A 16,290-nucleotide genomic window follows, 5' to 3' on the forward strand; every position below is an offset into this window, starting at 1 on the left:
TTGCACGAAGCGCTCCGGGTAATCGAATTCGGTCAGGTGTGTGACGTAGGGTCTGGCGCAGCGAATGCAGGTCCAGCTCCTGCGGCAACCCCGCGGCGTCACGCGCAGCCACAAAGGCCTCGTTCGCGGCGCGTCTGGAGAGACGGCCGCAACGTTCGGTGACCCATAACGCCGGATGCCGGCCCGCTCGAAAGCATGGACGAACCTCCTCCAGGTAGGACTCGAAAACCTGGACAATCCAGTCCATTTCCGGCACCGTCAGCACGACGCGTCGCTTCGGCGAACTACCGCGGGACGCTTTTCCGAATCGGACGAATACGCCGCCAAAACGCCCGTAGGACGGTAGCTTTGGATTCGATCTCAGATCCACCAGGTCTAGCCCCACCGCCTCTTGGCGCCGCAAGCCTTCTCCGGGGGTCTGCGACCTGTTGCATGACGTCGCTCGTAGTGGGTGATCTGGTGGGCGGTGCGGCGTTTCTCCGTGGGTGTGGTGCTCGTGGCTGGTAGTCGTTTCTGACTGTCGACTTGAAAGCGAGGGCCCATGCGAGCGTTTCCGGTGAGTTTGCCGTCCGGGCAACGGTATTGGACGGTGCTGGATGAGGATCTGCAGGTAGTCGGCATCGCCGATGAGTATCTGCGGCATCAGCGGTTCGGCCGCGACGGCGCGGAATCCACGACGAAGGCGTATGCACACGCGATCGCGTTGTTCCTGCGCTGGTGCGCCAGGACGGGCCGGTCCTGGCAGGCCGGTGTCGAGCAGTTCGCGTTGTTCATGACGTGGCTGGCCCATGCCGGACCGCTGGCCAGCGGGCGTCGATGACGTCGCTTCGGGAGTGGTGTTGGCCGGTCCGGGGGCCGCCCCGGCGCGGGGCCCATCGCGGATCAACGGGGTGCTCACCGCGGTGCGGGGGATGGTGGTGCACGCGGTCGCGACCGGCAACGGCTCGGCGGGTTTGGTGTCGATGCTGTACGAGGTGGCCGATGACCGAGACCTGCCGGCGGAAGCCCGCAACGACGATGGCCACCTGGCATGGCGGATGCGGGCCCGGCACCGGTTGCGGGAACCGGAAACGACGATCGATCGGGCCAGCGATGAGCAGATCGTCGCGCTGCTGCGGGCCTGCCGGTCCACGCGGGACAAGCTGATCGTGCTGCTGATGGCCAGGGGCGGGCTGCGTCGGGGCGAGGTGTGCGGGCTGCGGCGCAGTGATGTGCACCTGCTGGTGGATTCGCGCCGGTTGGGATGCGAGGTCGCTCGGGCGCATCTGCATGTGGTGCGCCGAGACGACAACCCGAACGGGGCGTGGGCCAAATCGCGCCGACAGCGGGTGGTGCCGCTGGATTTCCTTGTCGTGCAAGCATTCGACGTCTACGAGTTCGAGCGCATGCGAGTTCCGGCCGCGGCGGGTAGTGATTTCGTGTTCGTCAACCTGTTCCGCGGCCGCGTCGGCGCGCCGATGCGGCCCGACGCGATCGGCGAGCTGATGGCAGCGGTCTCCCGCCGGGCCGGATTGGACACCCCGGTCCGCCCGCACCAGCTGCGACACGCCTACGGCAGCAACGTCGTCGACGCCGGGGCCGGTATCGACGTGGTCGCTGATTTGCTCGGACACGCGGCTGTCTCCTCGTCCCAGATCTACCTGCATCCGGACGCATCTCGACTGCGGGCCGCGGTGGACGCGGTGCCCAGCCCCCGCGAACAGACCGGAGCGAGCCGGTGACCGCCGTGACGTCGGCCAGGACGATCCCGGGCGATGAGGAATCCTGCAAGTTCGCGCATGTGTTGGACGGGGCCGCCCTGAGTGGCGCGGCCACGCACCTGGCCAGGGCGCTGGACCAAGGACTGCTTGACGAGGCCGGATGGGATCCGGTGACCCGGGTGCTGTACTTGCCCGCGCAGCATCGGCTGCTCGGCCGGAAGGTGTGCCGGGTGGAACGATGCGTCGGAACCGTCCACAACGACGCCCCCGAGATCTGCCACCGATGTTTCACCAGGCTGACCGGCATGGGCATGAGCGTCGAGGACATCGCCGCTGCCGAAAGCCTGCCCGCCGCACCGGTTCCCGCGGAACGCTGCGCCGTCCCGCAGTGCCGGTGCACGCCGACGGTGCGGGACGCGGTGATGTGTGAACCGCACGCCCAACAGTTCCGGGGCAGGCGCATCCCGATCTCGCTGGAACAGTTCGTGAGCGATCCGCGAGTGCGGCCAAGGCCGCCGCTGCCGGCATGCCTGGTGCCGGCGTGCACCCGCACGGCCGACGGCGCGATCGGCTACTGCACGACCCACTATCAGCGATGGAGCGTGGACCAGCAAGAGCATGCCGAACTCGATGAACAGTGGTGGCGGGTCCGGGAATCGGGCGTGGCCGAGCCGGGGCAGGTCAACCTGCGGGCGCTGCCTTCCCTGGTAGTTGTGGAAGTGCTGACGGGCTTGCAGACCCGTGTTAGGGATGGCTTGCGGCTCACCGACGTTGTGCTGCGAGCGGTCTGCGACACGCTGCGTCGCCACCAGGTCGGCTCGATCCACGACTGCGATCCGGGCCTGGCTCCCGGCAAGCGTGCACGCTCGGTGCTGGCCTCGTTCGCCCGCGACGCCCGCCGCGTGTTGGCCGATCCGGGTGTCGAGCAGGATAAGGACCGCTGGGATCTGGCGATCTTCGGTACCCCGGCACGCTGTCGTTCACCAAGATCACCCAGCCCTGGCTGGCCGGGGCCGCGAAGCGGTGGGCTGCCGAGCAACTGCCCCAGCACCGCGGCAGCGGCGCCTCTCGCGTTCGCGGCAAGATCAACAGCATCGGGCTGCTGTCCGAGCACTTGCATCGCCGACCCGATCACGGGCTTGACCCGACCGCGCTGGGCCGGACCGACTTGGAGGGATTCCTCAACCGGCTCGGCCATCTGGAGTTCACCGGCCAGATCGGTCGCTACCGCCGCAACATGATCTGCCGTGACATGCGGCAGGTGTTGGCCGGGATCCGATCCCTGGGGCTGACGAGAACCGGACGGCCGGCGGCCGGGTTGCCCGGCGACTGCGCCATCGAACGCGCCGACATCCCCGCCGACCCCGAACGCGGCGAGCCCGGCCGATGCCTGCCACCGGAGATCATGGCCGTCCTGTGCGCCAACCTCGACTCCCTCGAACCCGTCGAGGTCAGGGTCGCCACCCAGATCGGCATCGACACCGGCCGCCGCCCCGAGGACATCCTCAATCTGCCGCTGGATTGCCTGGCCCGCGACAAAGACGGCGGCGACGTACTGGTCTACGACAACATCAAAGCCAACCGGCTCGGCCGACGGCTGCCGATCAGCACGGCCACCGCCGCGGTGATCACCGGCCAACAACAACGAATCCGTCAACGCTTCCCCCACACCCTGGCCGCGAAGCTGAAGCTGCTGCCCACGCCCTATCGAAATCCCGACGGGCACAAGGCAATCAGCAGAACCACCCTGCAGGCGCGCCACCGCGACTGGGTGGCCGACCTGCCGACACTGCGCACCCGCGATGGAGTCGAGTTTGACATGACCAAGATCGTGCCCTACGCCTACCGGCACATTGTCCCCGCTTAGTTCCCGTGTTGCGATTGGCCTGAAAGGCCCGGGCGTGCTCGGCGTTTCTGCTTTGGTGAGGCCGTGTGGTGTTTGTATGGTCTCCAGTCGTGATCTTGAGCTTTTTCTCGTCGCAGGGCTGGCAGTCCTGGGGTGTCGAGCACCGGCCGGTGATCCCAGAGGGGATGCCGGTGCTGATCGATGACGACTTGCTGTTCGAGGACGGCCCGGCCGTGCCGCGGCCGACGACGGTGATCAATCGGTGGTTGCGGCTGCTTCCGGCCAGCGGGGCTCCGGCGCCGAGTTCGTGGGAGAACTACGCGCGGGCGGTCAAGGAATGGACGGAATTCCTCGCCGAACACGGTGTGGGCCTGTTCGATTCGCGAGACCGGCTCAAGGCAGGGCTGAGCCGATACGCCGAGCACCGCGCCGCCGGAGCAATCCGGGCGAGATTCGCGGCGACCACGTGGGCGCAGCACATGAGCATCCTGTCGCTGTTCTACCGGTGGGCGATGGACGAGGGATACGCCGAGGCGGAGCCGTTCACCTACCGATCCGCGCGAGCGGTCTTCGCCGGCACCGGCCGCGATGTCCGGGTGAACTTGGCGGTGCGCCGCACCCCGAAACCGCATGTGACCATCAAGTATTTGGAGCCGGACTTCACCGACCTGTTCCGGAAGGGGTTGCGCGGTTTGGCGCCGGATGGCACCCGCGACACCGGGTTCGCGGGCCGGGAGATGACCCGCAACGCCGCGATCGGGGACCTCGCGCTGGCGACCGGGTTGCGGCTGGGCGAGTTCACACATCTGCTGCCGTGGGAAATCCCGGCTCTGCCGCCGGCGCCGACGGTGATCCCGATCCCGTTTCCGGTGCCTGCGGGAATCACCAAGGGCCGCAAGTTCAGAACCACCTGGATCTCCTACGACGCCTTGGCCGGGCTGCACGACTACCTGCAGCTCGACCGCGCTGCCGTCACCGACGGATCGGCCTGGCGGCCACCACGACGCCGGGGCGAACCGCTGCAGGTCACCGAACCGGACGCCCGTGGCGGCCGGATCAACGGCGTCCGCCGGTCCTGGGAGTCGCTCACCCCGGCCGAGCGACGGCGGCTGGTGGCACCCGAGGGCGGGTCGTGCCTGCTAGCGGTGAAGGGTGATGGTGGCCCGTTCACGGCGTGGGCGACGGTGTTCGAACGCACCTCCGACCGGATCCGCGCACGGTTCGAACCACGGTTCCCGCACGTCCACCCGCACCGACTCCGCCACTCGTTCTCGATGCAGACGCTGGAATATCTGGTGACCGGCTATTACCGACAGGCAGCGAAGCTGGTATGCGACACCGACGCCGACGCAGCGCTGGTGTTCTACCTGACCAAGGCCGACCCGCTGCTGGTGCTGCGCGATTTGCTCGGGCATTCCACGGTTCTGACGACCGAGAAATACCTGAAACGTCTTGATACGACGCGGATTTACCGGCAAGCCTACGAAACCGCCGGAGCCGCAGCGGGACTCACCGAGGATACCGCCGCACAGCGGGAAGCCGACGCCGAGTTCGACGACGACACCGAAGAGGAGCTGTGATGCCGACGACGGTGCTCGATGATCCGCTGCGTTTGGCCTGCGTGTTCAGCGACGGCAGCAGAGCTGCATTCGATCTCACGGGGTTGCCGAACCCCGGGTTGGTGCGTGATCTGGCCACCGGGTTGGTGGAGCTGATCCATCCTCACGGCAGCGTCGATACTGCTGGCACCGTCGACCAGTACGTGCGTGGGTTGCACAGGATGGTGCGAACACTTTCTGATCAGGGTTTCACCGGCGGTGTCGGCGATCTGCGGCGCGGACAGCTGGCGCAGTTCTGGATGGCGGGCCCGAACTGGCTGGAGGCGCTGACTCGGTACTTGGTGGAAGGTTATGCGCGATCCGGCGGCCGTCTCGGCGAGGGGGTGCTGGAGCTGGCCGCAGGGCGGCACTTCAACATTCAGCGCAATCGGCGCCCGTTGCCGCCCTATTCCGAGGGCGCATGGCAGCGGCTGACCATGGCCTGCCGACAGCAGGTCGACGACTCCTACGCGGCACATCGGCGCGCGCTGGCGTCCGCCGCCGGAGGGCGGCATCCGGGCACGGGTGCGTGGACTCATCAGAACTTCTGCTGGCTGTTGTCGACACTCGGCCCGCTTGGCAGCAGCGAAGCTGCTGAGGAAATTGGCATGTCCATCAACGTTTTCCGTCATCGAGGAGTCATCGCTGTCTTCCACGAGGCTGCGCTGGCGATGTTCCCGCATCTCGAGGTCGTGATCGCCTACCGGCTGCTGTTCGGGATCTATTCCGGCATCGTCCCCGACGGCATCGCCGACTTGGACATCGGGGACATCGACTGGGCCGGGGATTCGACTGTTCTGCTGTCCTATATCAAACGGCGCACCGCCGCCGAGAGCGCGACGTTGCCGCGGCCGGCGGTGCGGTTGCTCGAGCAGTGGCTGGCGCACTCGGCGCTGTTGCGCAGCTTCGTGCCGCCGGACGAGCGCACCACGCTGTGGTTGGGGATGAGCCAGCCCGGCTACTCCCGCCGCCTCGATGACGTGAACCGGTCCGCGATTGGCCGGTGGATGCGCCGCCATGGCATCGTCGGCGACGACGGTCAGCCGATGAAACTGCACCGGTCCCGCATCCGCACCACCCATCACGCGATGCGGGACAAGAAGTCCTGGACCGGGAATGCGCGCGCCACGATCGACCCGAACCACACGCCCGCGGTCGAGGGTGACCACTACCTGTCGGCGACGACTCCCGGTCAACGCCACGCCGTCGAGACGATCATCGCCGACGCCCAGCACGACATCCTCCGCCGCGCGCACCCTCCGGCCGTGATCACCGAGGAAGACGCGGCGGCGCTCGCCGAGGGTTACCCGCAGCTGCTGGCGGTGATGAAGCTCGACGAAGGCGTGCTCGCCGAGCTGGTCGGTGGCGCGCGGGATGTGTTCACCGCAGCCTGCGCCGATCAGCTGGCCGGGTTACACGGGCCGGCAGGCAAACCATGCCCGGCACGTCCCTGGGTCTGCCTGCTCTGCCCGCTGGCGGTGTTCGCTCCGCGGCACGCAGTGAACCTGCTGCGGCTCAAGGCATTCTTCTCGCGCCAGTGGCAGCAGATGCCCGCCGCCCACTTCATGACCGTCTTCGGCCCCTACGCCGCCCGGATCGACCAGATCCTCGACCGCTTCGACCCCGCCGAACTCGCTGTCGCAGCCGCACGCGTCACCGACAGCGACGACGAAATCCCCTTGCGCCCAGAGGAACGCACCGCATGACGAGCACAATCGCGACCGCAGCACCCGGCGTTCAACCACGGTCGCCGTTCACCGGCGCGGACATCTGCCGCGACGCCGGGCTCACGCTGCCGGGCGGCACGCCACGACCGGTATTCGACGACGACCTGTGGGATTTCACCGACGTGGTCGGGCTCCCGGTCCAAATGGCCCTTTACCGACGCCGATTCGACTTCACCACCATCACCGACACCCGCTGGCGGCTGGTCGCCAAGGAGCTGATCCTGGCGCTGCTGGCCCCGAATCACAATGCCGTGGTCCGTCTGCCACGCGCCTACCGCACCCCACTGCATCTGACCAGCTGCTACAGCCGCCTCTACGAGGCCGGCAAGTTCTTCGGCTGGCTCGATCAGCGGGGCATCACTGCCCTCACCGAGCTCGACACCCACCTCTGCGAGGAATACCTGGCGTTCCGACGCTACGTGATCGACCCCGACGGCGTCATCGTTGGCGAGCAGAGCCCAGGCGTCCGGCGCGCAGCCGCGCAGATGATCGTCGATCTGGTCGACTACCGTGACCTGTTCACCGCCGACCGGGTTCCGGCCGATCTGCGCCCCTGGGGCGGCGCAACAGCATCCGCGGTCGCCGAAATGCCTTCTGGTCGCGACGGAAACAAGACACCTGCCGTTCCTGCCGAAGTGCTGCAGCCGATGCTGGCCGCGGCCCTGCACCTGGTGCAGATCCTCGGCCCGCACGTTGTCGAGCTGAACGAGCAGATCCGCAAGATCGACCGTGTCTGGGCTACCGGAGCCCCCGGGCTTCGTCACGGCTCCCCGGCGATGGTCAGCGACATCACGATGCTGCTGGCCGACCACAGGGCGACCGACACACCGCTGCCGATGCTCGAAGAACACGACGTCAACCGCAGACTCAAGGCTGGCTGGGACGCGAACGACCCGCTGCTGCCGGTCTCCACCGGGACCCTGGCGCGGCAGGCCGGATACGTCCAGTTCTGGGCGAAATGGATGCCCACACTGCGCAAACCGCTGATCGACACCCTCAACACCGTCGGAGTCGAGAAGATCTTCGGCCGCAACGCCGCCGAAGTCCCGGCCGCCGATGGTGCGACCTTGCTGCCTTGGACACTGCCAGTGCACCGGTCCGAAGCGGTCGCCATGGTCGGCATCGCCCGCACCGCAGCGATCGTTGTCCTGGCTGGCGCGTCCGGAATGCGGGCCAGTGAGCTGATGGAACTGCGGGTCGGCTGCCGCCCGGTCGAGGAACCGATCTCCGGCCTGAAGTGCTATCGCATCGCCAGCAAAATCATCAAAGGTCAGGGCCTCGGCGGCACCGACGACGAATGGGTCGTCATCGAACCGGTCCACCGCGCGATCGAACTCATCGAGCAGCTCCACGACGACCCGCGTGACGGTGTTCTCCTGCTGTCCCGGTTCAGCTTCCGAGTCCGCTACCTCTGGTTCCGCGCCTGGGTGAATTCCCCGGCCGGAGCCCGTCTCGGACTCGTCCCGATCCCCGACGAACCAGTAGCACTGCGTATGCTCAGAAGAACGGTTGCCCTGGAGATGGCTTACCGGCCTGGCGGTGTCCTCGCCGCAAAACTGCACCTCAAACATATCGCCGCGGCGACAACGGAAGGCTACGCGGCTCGACCGGGCGGCGCTCAAGCAGAGTTGCTGGCCGAGGTCAACAAGCTCGAGGCCGACCACATACTCAAGCTCGTGCTGGCCGAGTTCCGCAACTACCAGCAAGGCATCCTGCCCGCCGGACCCGGCGCCCGCAGCCTGACCGAATTCTTCGCCACCATCGACACCGACCCGAACACCAAAGCCACTGCGGCGCCGAAGATCCAGCGCAACGACCGCGACATCCTCAACCTGCTGTCCAAACGCGCCACGGCGCTGCACCTCGGCCCAGCGAACTACTGCTGGTTCACCGACCCCTCCCGCGCGCTCTGCCTGAAACTTGCAGGCACCCTGACCGCGGACCGGCCGATGATCGGCATGTGTGACTCCGCACGCTGCCCGCAGGCCACCCACCACCAGCACCACCGGCCCGTCTGGGCCGAGCACGCCGAACGCACCAAAACCTTCCTCGGCCAACTCGGCAAAACCCGAACCGCCGAACGCGCTCGTCTGCAGGCCGACTACGACCGCGCCGTCCAGGTCATCACCAGCATCGACACTGCCACAGGAACCAGCGCACCCGAGGAACAGGCATGAGAATCACTGCCGCCCAACGCATCCACAACGAGAACCGCATCCGCGCCGCCATGGACCGGCTTCTGCGCGGCGAGATCTCACCCGGCGGCAACTGCGATATCAAGACCCTCGCACTATCAGCCGGGGTCGACCGCACCGCCTTCTACGGCACCCGGCCCTACGCACACCTACGCGCCGAATTCGAGCACCGCCTCCAGCAGCTTCAGCAGGCCGGAGAAACCCCGGACCCGAAAACCGCACAGATCGAACGCCTCAAGACGGAGGTCGAGAAGCTGAAAAACAACCTCGCCCACGTCAACTCGACAATCCAGGAGCTCACCAACTTCCGAAGCCAGGCCCTGGCCCGGATCGCTGCCCAGCACGACGAGATCCTTCGGCTCCGCACGGCCAACGACCCGGCGGCAGGCATCACCCGCCTCGCGTCGAATCGCCCGAAATACCAGCAGAGGGTAATGGGACCATGCTGACCGACCCGGCAGTGACGTCCATCACAATCGGTTTCGCGTTATCGCCACACGAACGGCGATCAGCGTCACGAACTCCACGCCGAGAATCGGCCACGTCAAACGCAACACGAACCCGACCGCACACAGCCACTGCGGAGACAAGCCATTCCTACGCCCAACGCCACGCCGACGCCGGCATCCCGATCGACGTCCTGGCCGAACTGCTCGATCACCGAAGCTATTCGGTGACCCGCCGCTACTACCGCATCGGCGAGGACCGCCGCCGCGACGCCGTCGACACGGTCACCACGCTCAGCTTCGACCGGCACGGCAACCGGATCTGGCGTGACGCACACGCCCTGCTGGACTCCGAGCGCGCCCGCCACGCCATCGGCGAGGTCGCCGTCCCCGACGGCACCTGCACCGAACCAACCAACGTCAAGGCCGGCGGCGGTGCCTGCCCGATCCGATTCCGCTGCGTCGGCTGCGATCACTTCCGCACCAACATCGCCTTCCTGCCCGACCTGCAGGCATACCTGGACGACCTGCTGCGCACCCGCGAACGGCTGGCCGCCACCATCGACGGAGTGGACGAATGGGCCCGCGCCGACGCCACCCCCACCGAGGAGGAGATCACCCGAATCCGGCGACTGATCAACAGGATCAAAGGCGACATCGCCGAACTCGACGACACGGAGCGAGCGCAGATCAACGACGCGGTCGCCATCGTGCGTCGTCATCGTGCGGCCCACACGGTCCCGCTCGGCATGCCCACCCTCGCCGCCACCCCACCCGCACCAGCAACCCCCGCTTCGGAGGCCACCGCATGACCACAACCACCGACACCACGTCGAATCACACACGCGCACAATCTGTCTCGTCGAGCACACGCACCCGATCGATGCTCGACGGCCGTCGCGGCGACTCGATGCGCCGACGCCGGCGCGTGCTGGCCGCGATCGACCAAGCCGCAGCCGCCGGCGACCGGCTCAGCGCGGCCGCGATCGCTCGTGCGGCCGGAGTCGACCGCACATTCCTCTATCGGTACCGCGACCTACTCGAGAAAATCCATGCGCTGCAAACAGATCCAGTCCCCGACGAACACACCGGCCCCACGGTCACCCAAGCCTCACTGCAGGCCGACCTGCTCGCCGCCCACGAACGCGCCGCCCGGCTCAACGCCCGCATCCGCCAACTCGAGCAGCGGCTCTCCCAAGCACTCGGCGAACAAACATGGCGCGAGTCCGGGCTCGACGCCCCAACCGACATCGATGCACTCCACCAACGGATCACCCATCTCGAACAGCAGGTCCTCGACCAACAACAACAACTCGACGAACGCGACGAAGACCTCGCCGCCGCCCGCGCTACCAACCGCGAACTCATGGCCCGACTCAACGCGCCAGGCCGGCCCCGCTGAAACCGCGAGTCGACTTGCACCACACCTGTTGCAGCAGATAGCATCCCAACATCAGCTTCTGAACTGCACAAACTCAGAGAATCACGCCGCTGCATCTGGTTGAGCCCCGGAGAGCAGCCCATACGCGTAGACGGTCTTCAGCAGCGTCGAGTCCCGCAACGCTGACAACGCTCCCTTGCGGTGGCGAAGTCGCGCCTGATCTACCAAGCCATCGGCGGCATCGAAGAGCTCTTGAACCTCGTCATAGCTCAGCGGGCGCCGTCCCGGCCGCCCCTCAAACTCGTTGACGTGACGCACGGTGTTCCAGTCATGCAGGATCTGTGCCGGGGCCTGCCCGAACCGCTCAGCGCACAAAGACGCCCATCCATATCGCGTGTCAGTAACGAAGTCGCCGAACAACCGCAATGCGTTTTGGTATCCCCGTACCGTCGAGTCAGCTTTTGGCTCCGCACCGGAAAGCAGTTGGGAGAAAAACGCATCCGCGTCATCTGCTTGCCACTGCCAGGGATACGTCCCGGTGAACTCGGCGAAACGGCGCACCACGCTCGCCCGCGCCTGCACCGTCGGTGGCTTGCACACCCGGGCTCGCTGCTGATCAGCCCAGCCAGACAGCATCGCGGTGAAGACCGTGGCTTCTGGATCCAACGGAAGCACTTTCGACACCAGCGACAGCGCTGCTGACCCCGGCAACTCGACGCCCACCATCCTGTTGTACTAGATGCGACAATGATGCGCCAGACGTAAGTGTCGAGACAGCACCCTTTCTGAGGTGTGATCCGATGTCCGCGGGACGCGCTTTACTGGGCGCTATACTCGCTCTCAACCGAGCAATTATGTTGCAGCAGATGCAATTCCGCTCGTCCTGCGGCAGAAGTGAGTACGGTGCATCGACCCGCAAGTGCACTGAACTAGTCCGACAAGCACCCTGTTGGCGCCAAGCGTCGCCTCACACCGCCCACAGCGCCCCGGCCAGGGTTCTTCCCAGCCCCGAGCAGTGCGCCGCAGCCGCATACGGTGAAGCAATCCGGCCGACGTGCGGGCCCGTCTTAGCCAGCGTGATACCCGGGGCCAACATCGTCGCCGTCTACTGGGCGATGCATACCGCCGTCTATCGGCTGGATCGCATCCACCCCGTTCCCACAGCAGCGCAGCACGACCGGCAGTACTCGCCGGCTAAATCACCAACAGTGCTTACACCCTCACCACAACATCGGCATATCACCGAGGCGCGCCGCCTCCACTGCGGCCCGATCCCAGCCGCGTTCCCGCAACACCGTGTGCAACGCGACCGAGCGCTCCCGCCGAGCCCATAACCCATCACTGGGAATCGACCTGCGGCCTCCTCCGCGCCGCATCCGGGCCATTCGTCGCATATTTTCACTCTGAGTGCCGATTACCACATGCTGGAATGTCGCCTCGGCCGCACAGACTTTCACGCACAGCGGGCTATCGCACTCGTGCAGGCCCAACTCGTCTGGCTGAAGGAGCACACTGAGTCGACGCGCCAGCGCGTACCGGTGCGGCCGCACGCAAATCCCTTTACCCCCACGGTAAATGAAGAACCGGCCATATCCGTCTTTACCGATAGCCCCCGTGAAAAAATCGCAGTCGTCAGCGCCGGGTCCTTGCACCACGTCGGAGTCAAAGCGCCGGCATTCGTCGGCGTGCACAACAGGATCGACCCACAGCGGCATCCCCAGATGAACACGCACGCGCCCACGCTAAACCCGGCCACCGACACCTTCGTCATGCGCCGCAGCGCCATTCGCACCTAGTGCTTGCGCCGCCGCGCCATCGTCATGCGCAGTAACGCCGTTCGCACCTAGTGCCAACGGCGCCGCGCCAGGGGCCGCCGCGCCGTTGCCCTCACCTAGTGCTTGCACCGCCGCGCCAGTGTGCGCGCTCGCCGCCTTTAACATCATCCGAACGCTACCGACTTTGACCCCAGCCAATTCCGCTATCGCCGCGAGTGATTCGCCGCGACCCTGCATTCGAGCCACCGCGATGCCGCCGGCCTGGCGGTGCGTGTGCCGACGCCGCTCTGCCTCTGCCCGAATCTCGAGGATGCGAGTTGCCTCCCACTCCTCCACGGCCGCCAGGCGACCCAGCTCAACGAGTAACGACGCCGCGTCATCGACGTTTTGCCGCTCGCACTCCACGCGTGCCTCGTTCGCTCTAAGCTGCGCCTCGCGAACCCGCCTACGCGCCGCTGATTTCGAGTTGATCGTTCCCATCGCCGCACCATACGACGAACCGGCTGTCCCGCTCTACCACACTGACCAACATCAGTGCGTCCACATTTGTCCACCACCAATGTTTCCCGATCCCCCAGTCCCACAACATAAGCCGATCCCACCCTCATGCACCACACACCAATGACCACCGGCATCAACCGTTCTGAACCACCCCAGACACCACACACCTCTTGCATTAAGGTCACAGTTTCCTAAGAACCGCCTGATCTGTGTAGGACAGATCTGCGGTGTCGTCTCTAACGTGCGCCTCGAAAGGGATTGCACTGCAGTGACGATGACTAGCCACAAGCTCACCGCCGGAGACGGTTACCAGTACCTGATCCGGCAAGTCGCTGCTGTCGACACCACCGCGCGCGGCCGGGCCCCGCTGATCGACTACTACTCGACCAAAGGCGAATCTCCGGGCCGATGGGTGGGATCGGGTCTGGCATCGCTGTCCTCGACAAGGGCACGTCCGGTGCCCCCCGAAGACCTCGCGAAAGTTTGGGCCGTACCGGTTGATTCGCCGGTCACCGAGGCCCAAATGAAGGCCCTGTTCGGGGAAGGCTTGCACCCCAACGCCGATGCGATCACCAAGTATGTCGCCGAATGCGGCGTGCGCGGCCTCGCGGCCGCCGAAGCCGCCAAACTGGGCCGCAAGTTCCATATCCGCGACAGCGAAACCACCTTTGTGCGCGCCCTGGCAGTGGCCTACCGCGATCACAACGAAGAAGCCGGCCTGCACTGGAACGCGCCCATCGCCGCGCCCACGCGCGCCGCGATCCGCACCGTTGTCGCGCGCCGAATGTTCGCTGAGCAGTACAAGCGCGCGCCCGCCGACGATCGCGAACTCAGTGGGTTTATCGCGCGGGAAACTCGCGCGCGCACGACCGCGGTCGCCGGCTACGACTTGACGTTTTCGCCCGTGAAGTCAGTGTCGACGCTGTGGGCGATCGCACCGCGCGCCGTCGCAACAGTGGTAGAGGAATGTCACGACGTAGCGGTCGGTGATGCGCTGGCGTGGCTAGAAACTCACGCCGCATTTACCCGTTCAGGTAAGGGTGGTGTCGCCCAGGTCGACACCACCGGGCTGCTCGGGGCGGCGTTCACCCACCGCGATTCACGCGCTGGCGATCCTGATCTGCACACCCATGTCGCGATCTCCAACAAGGTCGCCACGGTGGGCCCTGACGGTGTGTTGCGTTGGCTGGCGCTTGACGGGCAGCCTGTGCACCAGTTCACCGTGGCCGCCTCCGAGCTGTACAACACGCGCCTGGAAGCCCACCTTGGACAGCGACTGCAGCTGCGGTTCGCTGATGTGGTCGGCGAGGGCCGCGGCAAGAGGCCGGTGCGTGAAATCGTGGGAATCTCAGTCGAGCTGATGGCCGCGTGGTCGTCGCGGCGGCTGGCCATCGAAGCCCGCACCGCCGATCTGGCCAAGCAGTTTCAAGCCGCCCACGGCCGCGAGCCGACCCACGTGGAAACCATCGCGTTGGCTCAACAAGCGACCCTAGAGACCCGCGAAGCCAAACACGAACCCCGATCATTCGCCGAGCAGCGCCACATGTGGCGCGGCCAAGCGATCGAGGTGCTCGGCGCTGTGCGGGAGCTGACCGCGATGCTGGGCACCGTCTTGTCCGCGCCGGCGCCCCAAATCGATGCTGTCGATGACGACTGGATCACCGCGCGCGCTGCCCAAGTCATCGCCACGGTTGCCCGGTCCCGCGCGACCTGGCAACGCCACCACGTGTTCGCCGAGGCGCAGCGCCTCGTTCGTGGCAGCGGGCACGCCGCCGACGAGACGCTGGCCGACAAGATCACCGAGACTGCTTTGGCCGAGCCGCTGTCGGTTCAGCACATCGATATCGACGACGGTGAAATGGGAGAACCTGCGCAGCTGCGTCGCCGCGATGGAACCAGCGTGCATAGCCGCCACGGCAGCGCTACCTACACCTCTCAGGAGCTGCTGGCCGCTGAGCGACGCATCGTTGCTGCCGCCCTCCGACGCGGCGGGCGCACGGTCGAGGACATCGATATCGAGCTGGCGCTGGCAGACTCGGCCGCACGCGATAAGCAACTCAACGAGGGCCAGGTCGCACTGGTCCGGGAAATGGCAAGCAGCGGGCGCCGAGTGGCGTTGGCGCTGGCCCCGGCCGGTACCGGGAAGACCACGGCGATGGCCGCGCTGTCGCATGCGTGGCGCTCCTCGGGCGCGACCATCGTCGGCTTAGCCCCCACCGCGGCGGCAGCCATCGAACTGGGCGAGGATCTGTCGGCCCCGACCGACACCATCGCCAAATACGTCTGGTCGGCCGACCCGGCCAGCGGGTCGAGTCGCTCTGCCCCACCGCCATGGTTCACCAACGTCGGACGCGACACGCTCATCATCATCGACGAGGCCGGCAAAGCCGGAACGCTCGAACTTGATGCGGTGATCACCCACGCCTTAGCCCGTGGCGCCAGCATCCGGCTGGTCGGTGATGACTGCCAACTCGCGTCGATCTCAGCCGGTGGCGTGCTGCGCAACATCGCCCACAAGACCGATTCACTGACGCTGTCTCAGTTGGTTCGCTTTGGCTCCACCGCCGAAAGCGCAGCGACCCTGGCGATCCGCAGAGGAGACCCCTCTGGACTCGGGTTTTACATCGACCACCAGCGTGTGCACGTCGGTGCCGATCACACCGCCGCCGACATGGCCTACACCGCGTGGGCCGCCGACCTCGACGCGGGCCGCGATTCCCTCCTGTTAGCACCCACCAACGCCATCGTCGATACCCTCAACGCCCGAGCCCGACTCGATCGCCTCGCCGCGGCTGACCCGGCAACACGGCGCGGCCACGAAATCACCCTTTCTGATCGGCTTGCCGCCTCTCCCGGCGACCTTATTCGCACCCGCCGCAATGCCCGCCGGCTGCGCTTGAGCCCCACCGATTACGTGCGCAACGGCTACCGCTTCCAAATCCTGGAAATCCACCGAAACGGCAGCATCAAAGCCCGCCACCTCGGCAGCGGCCAAACAGTGCGCCTCCCCGCCCACTACGTCATAAAGCACGTCACCCTCGGCTATGCGGCAACCATTGACTCCGCACAAGGACTCACCGCCGGACACGCCTGCCACATCGTCGGTGCCGGGAGTCTCACG

General features: G+C 66.4%; 14 protein-coding genes and 1 pseudogene. 11 read left to right on the forward strand and 4 right to left on the reverse strand.

From position 1 onward, the window contains the following. Positions 1 to 406, reverse strand: a pseudogene (locus JF781_RS25670) (tyrosine-type recombinase/integrase); the annotation flags it as partial. A gap of 150 nt (positions 407 to 556) precedes the next feature. On the opposite strand from JF781_RS25670, the gene JF781_RS25675 reads away from it, so the two are divergent. From JF781_RS25675 to JF781_RS25720, 10 genes are all read left to right on the forward strand, one after another. Continuing rightward, the gene (locus JF781_RS25675) at positions 557 to 820 is read left to right on the forward strand and encodes a hypothetical protein (RefSeq protein WP_225325868.1); all 264 of its coding nucleotides are present in this window, start codon (positions 557 to 559) and stop codon (positions 818 to 820) included. Further along, positions 789 to 1,721 carry a tyrosine-type recombinase/integrase gene (locus tag JF781_RS25680; RefSeq protein WP_007172190.1) on the forward strand — a complete coding sequence of 311 codons (933 nt, stop codon included), beginning with the start codon at positions 789 to 791 and terminating at the stop codon, positions 1,719 to 1,721. The genes JF781_RS25675 and JF781_RS25680 overlap by 32 nt, the downstream gene beginning before the upstream one ends. After that, entirely contained in the window at positions 1,718 to 2,941 is a 1,224-nt protein-coding gene (locus tag JF781_RS25685; protein WP_007172189.1) for a hypothetical protein, read from the forward strand. The genes JF781_RS25680 and JF781_RS25685 overlap by 4 nt, the downstream gene beginning before the upstream one ends. After that, entirely contained in the window at positions 2,938 to 3,567 is a 630-nt protein-coding gene (locus tag JF781_RS25690; protein ID WP_007172188.1) for a hypothetical protein, read from the forward strand. Before JF781_RS25685 ends, JF781_RS25690 begins: the two co-directional genes overlap by 4 nt. An 89-nt stretch (positions 3,568 to 3,656) precedes the next feature. Beyond that, positions 3,657 to 5,126, forward strand: coding sequence for a site-specific integrase (locus JF781_RS25695; RefSeq protein WP_162839945.1), 1,470 nt, complete (start codon positions 3,657 to 3,659; stop codon positions 5,124 to 5,126). Continuing rightward, entirely contained in the window at positions 5,126 to 6,850 is a 1,725-nt protein-coding gene (locus JF781_RS25700) for a hypothetical protein (protein WP_007172186.1), read from the forward strand. The genes JF781_RS25695 and JF781_RS25700 overlap by 1 nt, the downstream gene beginning before the upstream one ends. Beyond that, positions 6,847 to 9,048, forward strand: a complete 2,202-nt coding sequence (locus JF781_RS25705) for a site-specific integrase (RefSeq protein ID WP_047324007.1) — start codon at positions 6,847 to 6,849, stop codon at positions 9,046 to 9,048. Before JF781_RS25700 ends, JF781_RS25705 begins: the two co-directional genes overlap by 4 nt. After that, complete coding sequence (locus tag JF781_RS25710) at positions 9,045 to 9,515, forward strand: hypothetical protein (protein WP_007172184.1); 471 nt, start codon at positions 9,045 to 9,047, stop codon at positions 9,513 to 9,515. Before JF781_RS25705 ends, JF781_RS25710 begins: the two co-directional genes overlap by 4 nt. A 224-nt stretch (positions 9,516 to 9,739) precedes the next feature. After that, positions 9,740 to 10,324 (forward strand): hypothetical protein, encoded by a 585-nt coding sequence (locus tag JF781_RS25715; protein ID WP_007172183.1) that lies wholly within the window; start codon positions 9,740 to 9,742, stop codon positions 10,322 to 10,324. Continuing rightward, positions 10,321 to 10,914: a hypothetical protein gene (locus JF781_RS25720; RefSeq protein WP_007172182.1), complete on the forward strand. Its 594-nt coding sequence runs from the start codon at positions 10,321 to 10,323 to the stop codon at positions 10,912 to 10,914. The genes JF781_RS25715 and JF781_RS25720 overlap by 4 nt, the downstream gene beginning before the upstream one ends. Before the next feature lie 81 nt (positions 10,915 to 10,995). On the opposite strand, the gene JF781_RS25725 is transcribed toward JF781_RS25720, so the two are convergent. From JF781_RS25725 to JF781_RS25735, 3 genes are all read right to left on the reverse strand, one after another. Next, positions 10,996 to 11,619, reverse strand: a complete 624-nt coding sequence (locus JF781_RS25725) for a hypothetical protein (RefSeq protein ID WP_007172181.1) — start codon at positions 11,617 to 11,619, stop codon at positions 10,996 to 10,998. A gap of 494 nt (positions 11,620 to 12,113) precedes the next feature. Further along, the gene (locus tag JF781_RS25730) at positions 12,114 to 12,608 is read right to left on the reverse strand and encodes a hypothetical protein (protein WP_007172180.1); all 495 of its coding nucleotides are present in this window, start codon (positions 12,606 to 12,608) and stop codon (positions 12,114 to 12,116) included. Between the two features lie 27 nt (positions 12,609 to 12,635). Further along, a complete protein-coding gene (locus tag JF781_RS25735) occupies positions 12,636 to 13,148 on the reverse strand; it encodes a hypothetical protein (protein WP_007172179.1) in 513 nt (170 codons plus the stop codon). Between the two features lie 295 nt (positions 13,149 to 13,443). On the opposite strand from JF781_RS25735, the gene mobF reads away from it, so the two are divergent. Next, positions 13,444 to 16,290: MobF family relaxase (mobF, locus tag JF781_RS25740; protein ID WP_225330339.1), on the forward strand; the 2,847-nt coding region annotated here is incomplete at its 3' end.

Origin of the sequence: Mycobacterium sp. WUMAC-067 (assembly GCF_020217485.1) — a bacterium.
In the GTDB taxonomy this organism is placed as follows: domain Bacteria; phylum Actinomycetota; class Actinomycetes; order Mycobacteriales; family Mycobacteriaceae; genus Mycobacterium.

Bases quoted from the DNA above. Each gene is read 5' to 3' on its own strand.
- JF781_RS25680 (WP_007172190.1), top strand. From the start codon at position 789: ATGCCGGACCGCTGGCCAGCGGGCGTCGATGACGTCGCTTCGGGAGTG.
- JF781_RS25690 (WP_007172188.1), top strand. From the start codon at position 2,938: ATGATCTGCCGTGACATGCGGCAGGTGTTGGCCGGGATCCGATCCCTG.
- JF781_RS25700 (WP_007172186.1), top strand. From the start codon at position 5,126: ATGCCGACGACGGTGCTCGATGATCCGCTGCGTTTGGCCTGCGTGTTC.
- JF781_RS25705 (WP_047324007.1), top strand. From the start codon at position 6,847: ATGACGAGCACAATCGCGACCGCAGCACCCGGCGTTCAACCACGGTCG.
- JF781_RS25710 (WP_007172184.1), top strand. From the start codon at position 9,045: ATGAGAATCACTGCCGCCCAACGCATCCACAACGAGAACCGCATCCGC.
- JF781_RS25720 (WP_007172182.1), top strand. From the start codon at position 10,321: ATGACCACAACCACCGACACCACGTCGAATCACACACGCGCACAATCT.
- JF781_RS25725 (WP_007172181.1), bottom strand. From the start codon at position 11,619: ATGGTGGGCGTCGAGTTGCCGGGGTCAGCAGCGCTGTCGCTGGTGTCG.
- JF781_RS25730 (WP_007172180.1), bottom strand. From the start codon at position 12,608: ATGCCGCTGTGGGTCGATCCTGTTGTGCACGCCGACGAATGCCGGCGC.
- JF781_RS25735 (WP_007172179.1), bottom strand. From the start codon at position 13,148: ATGGGAACGATCAACTCGAAATCAGCGGCGCGTAGGCGGGTTCGCGAG.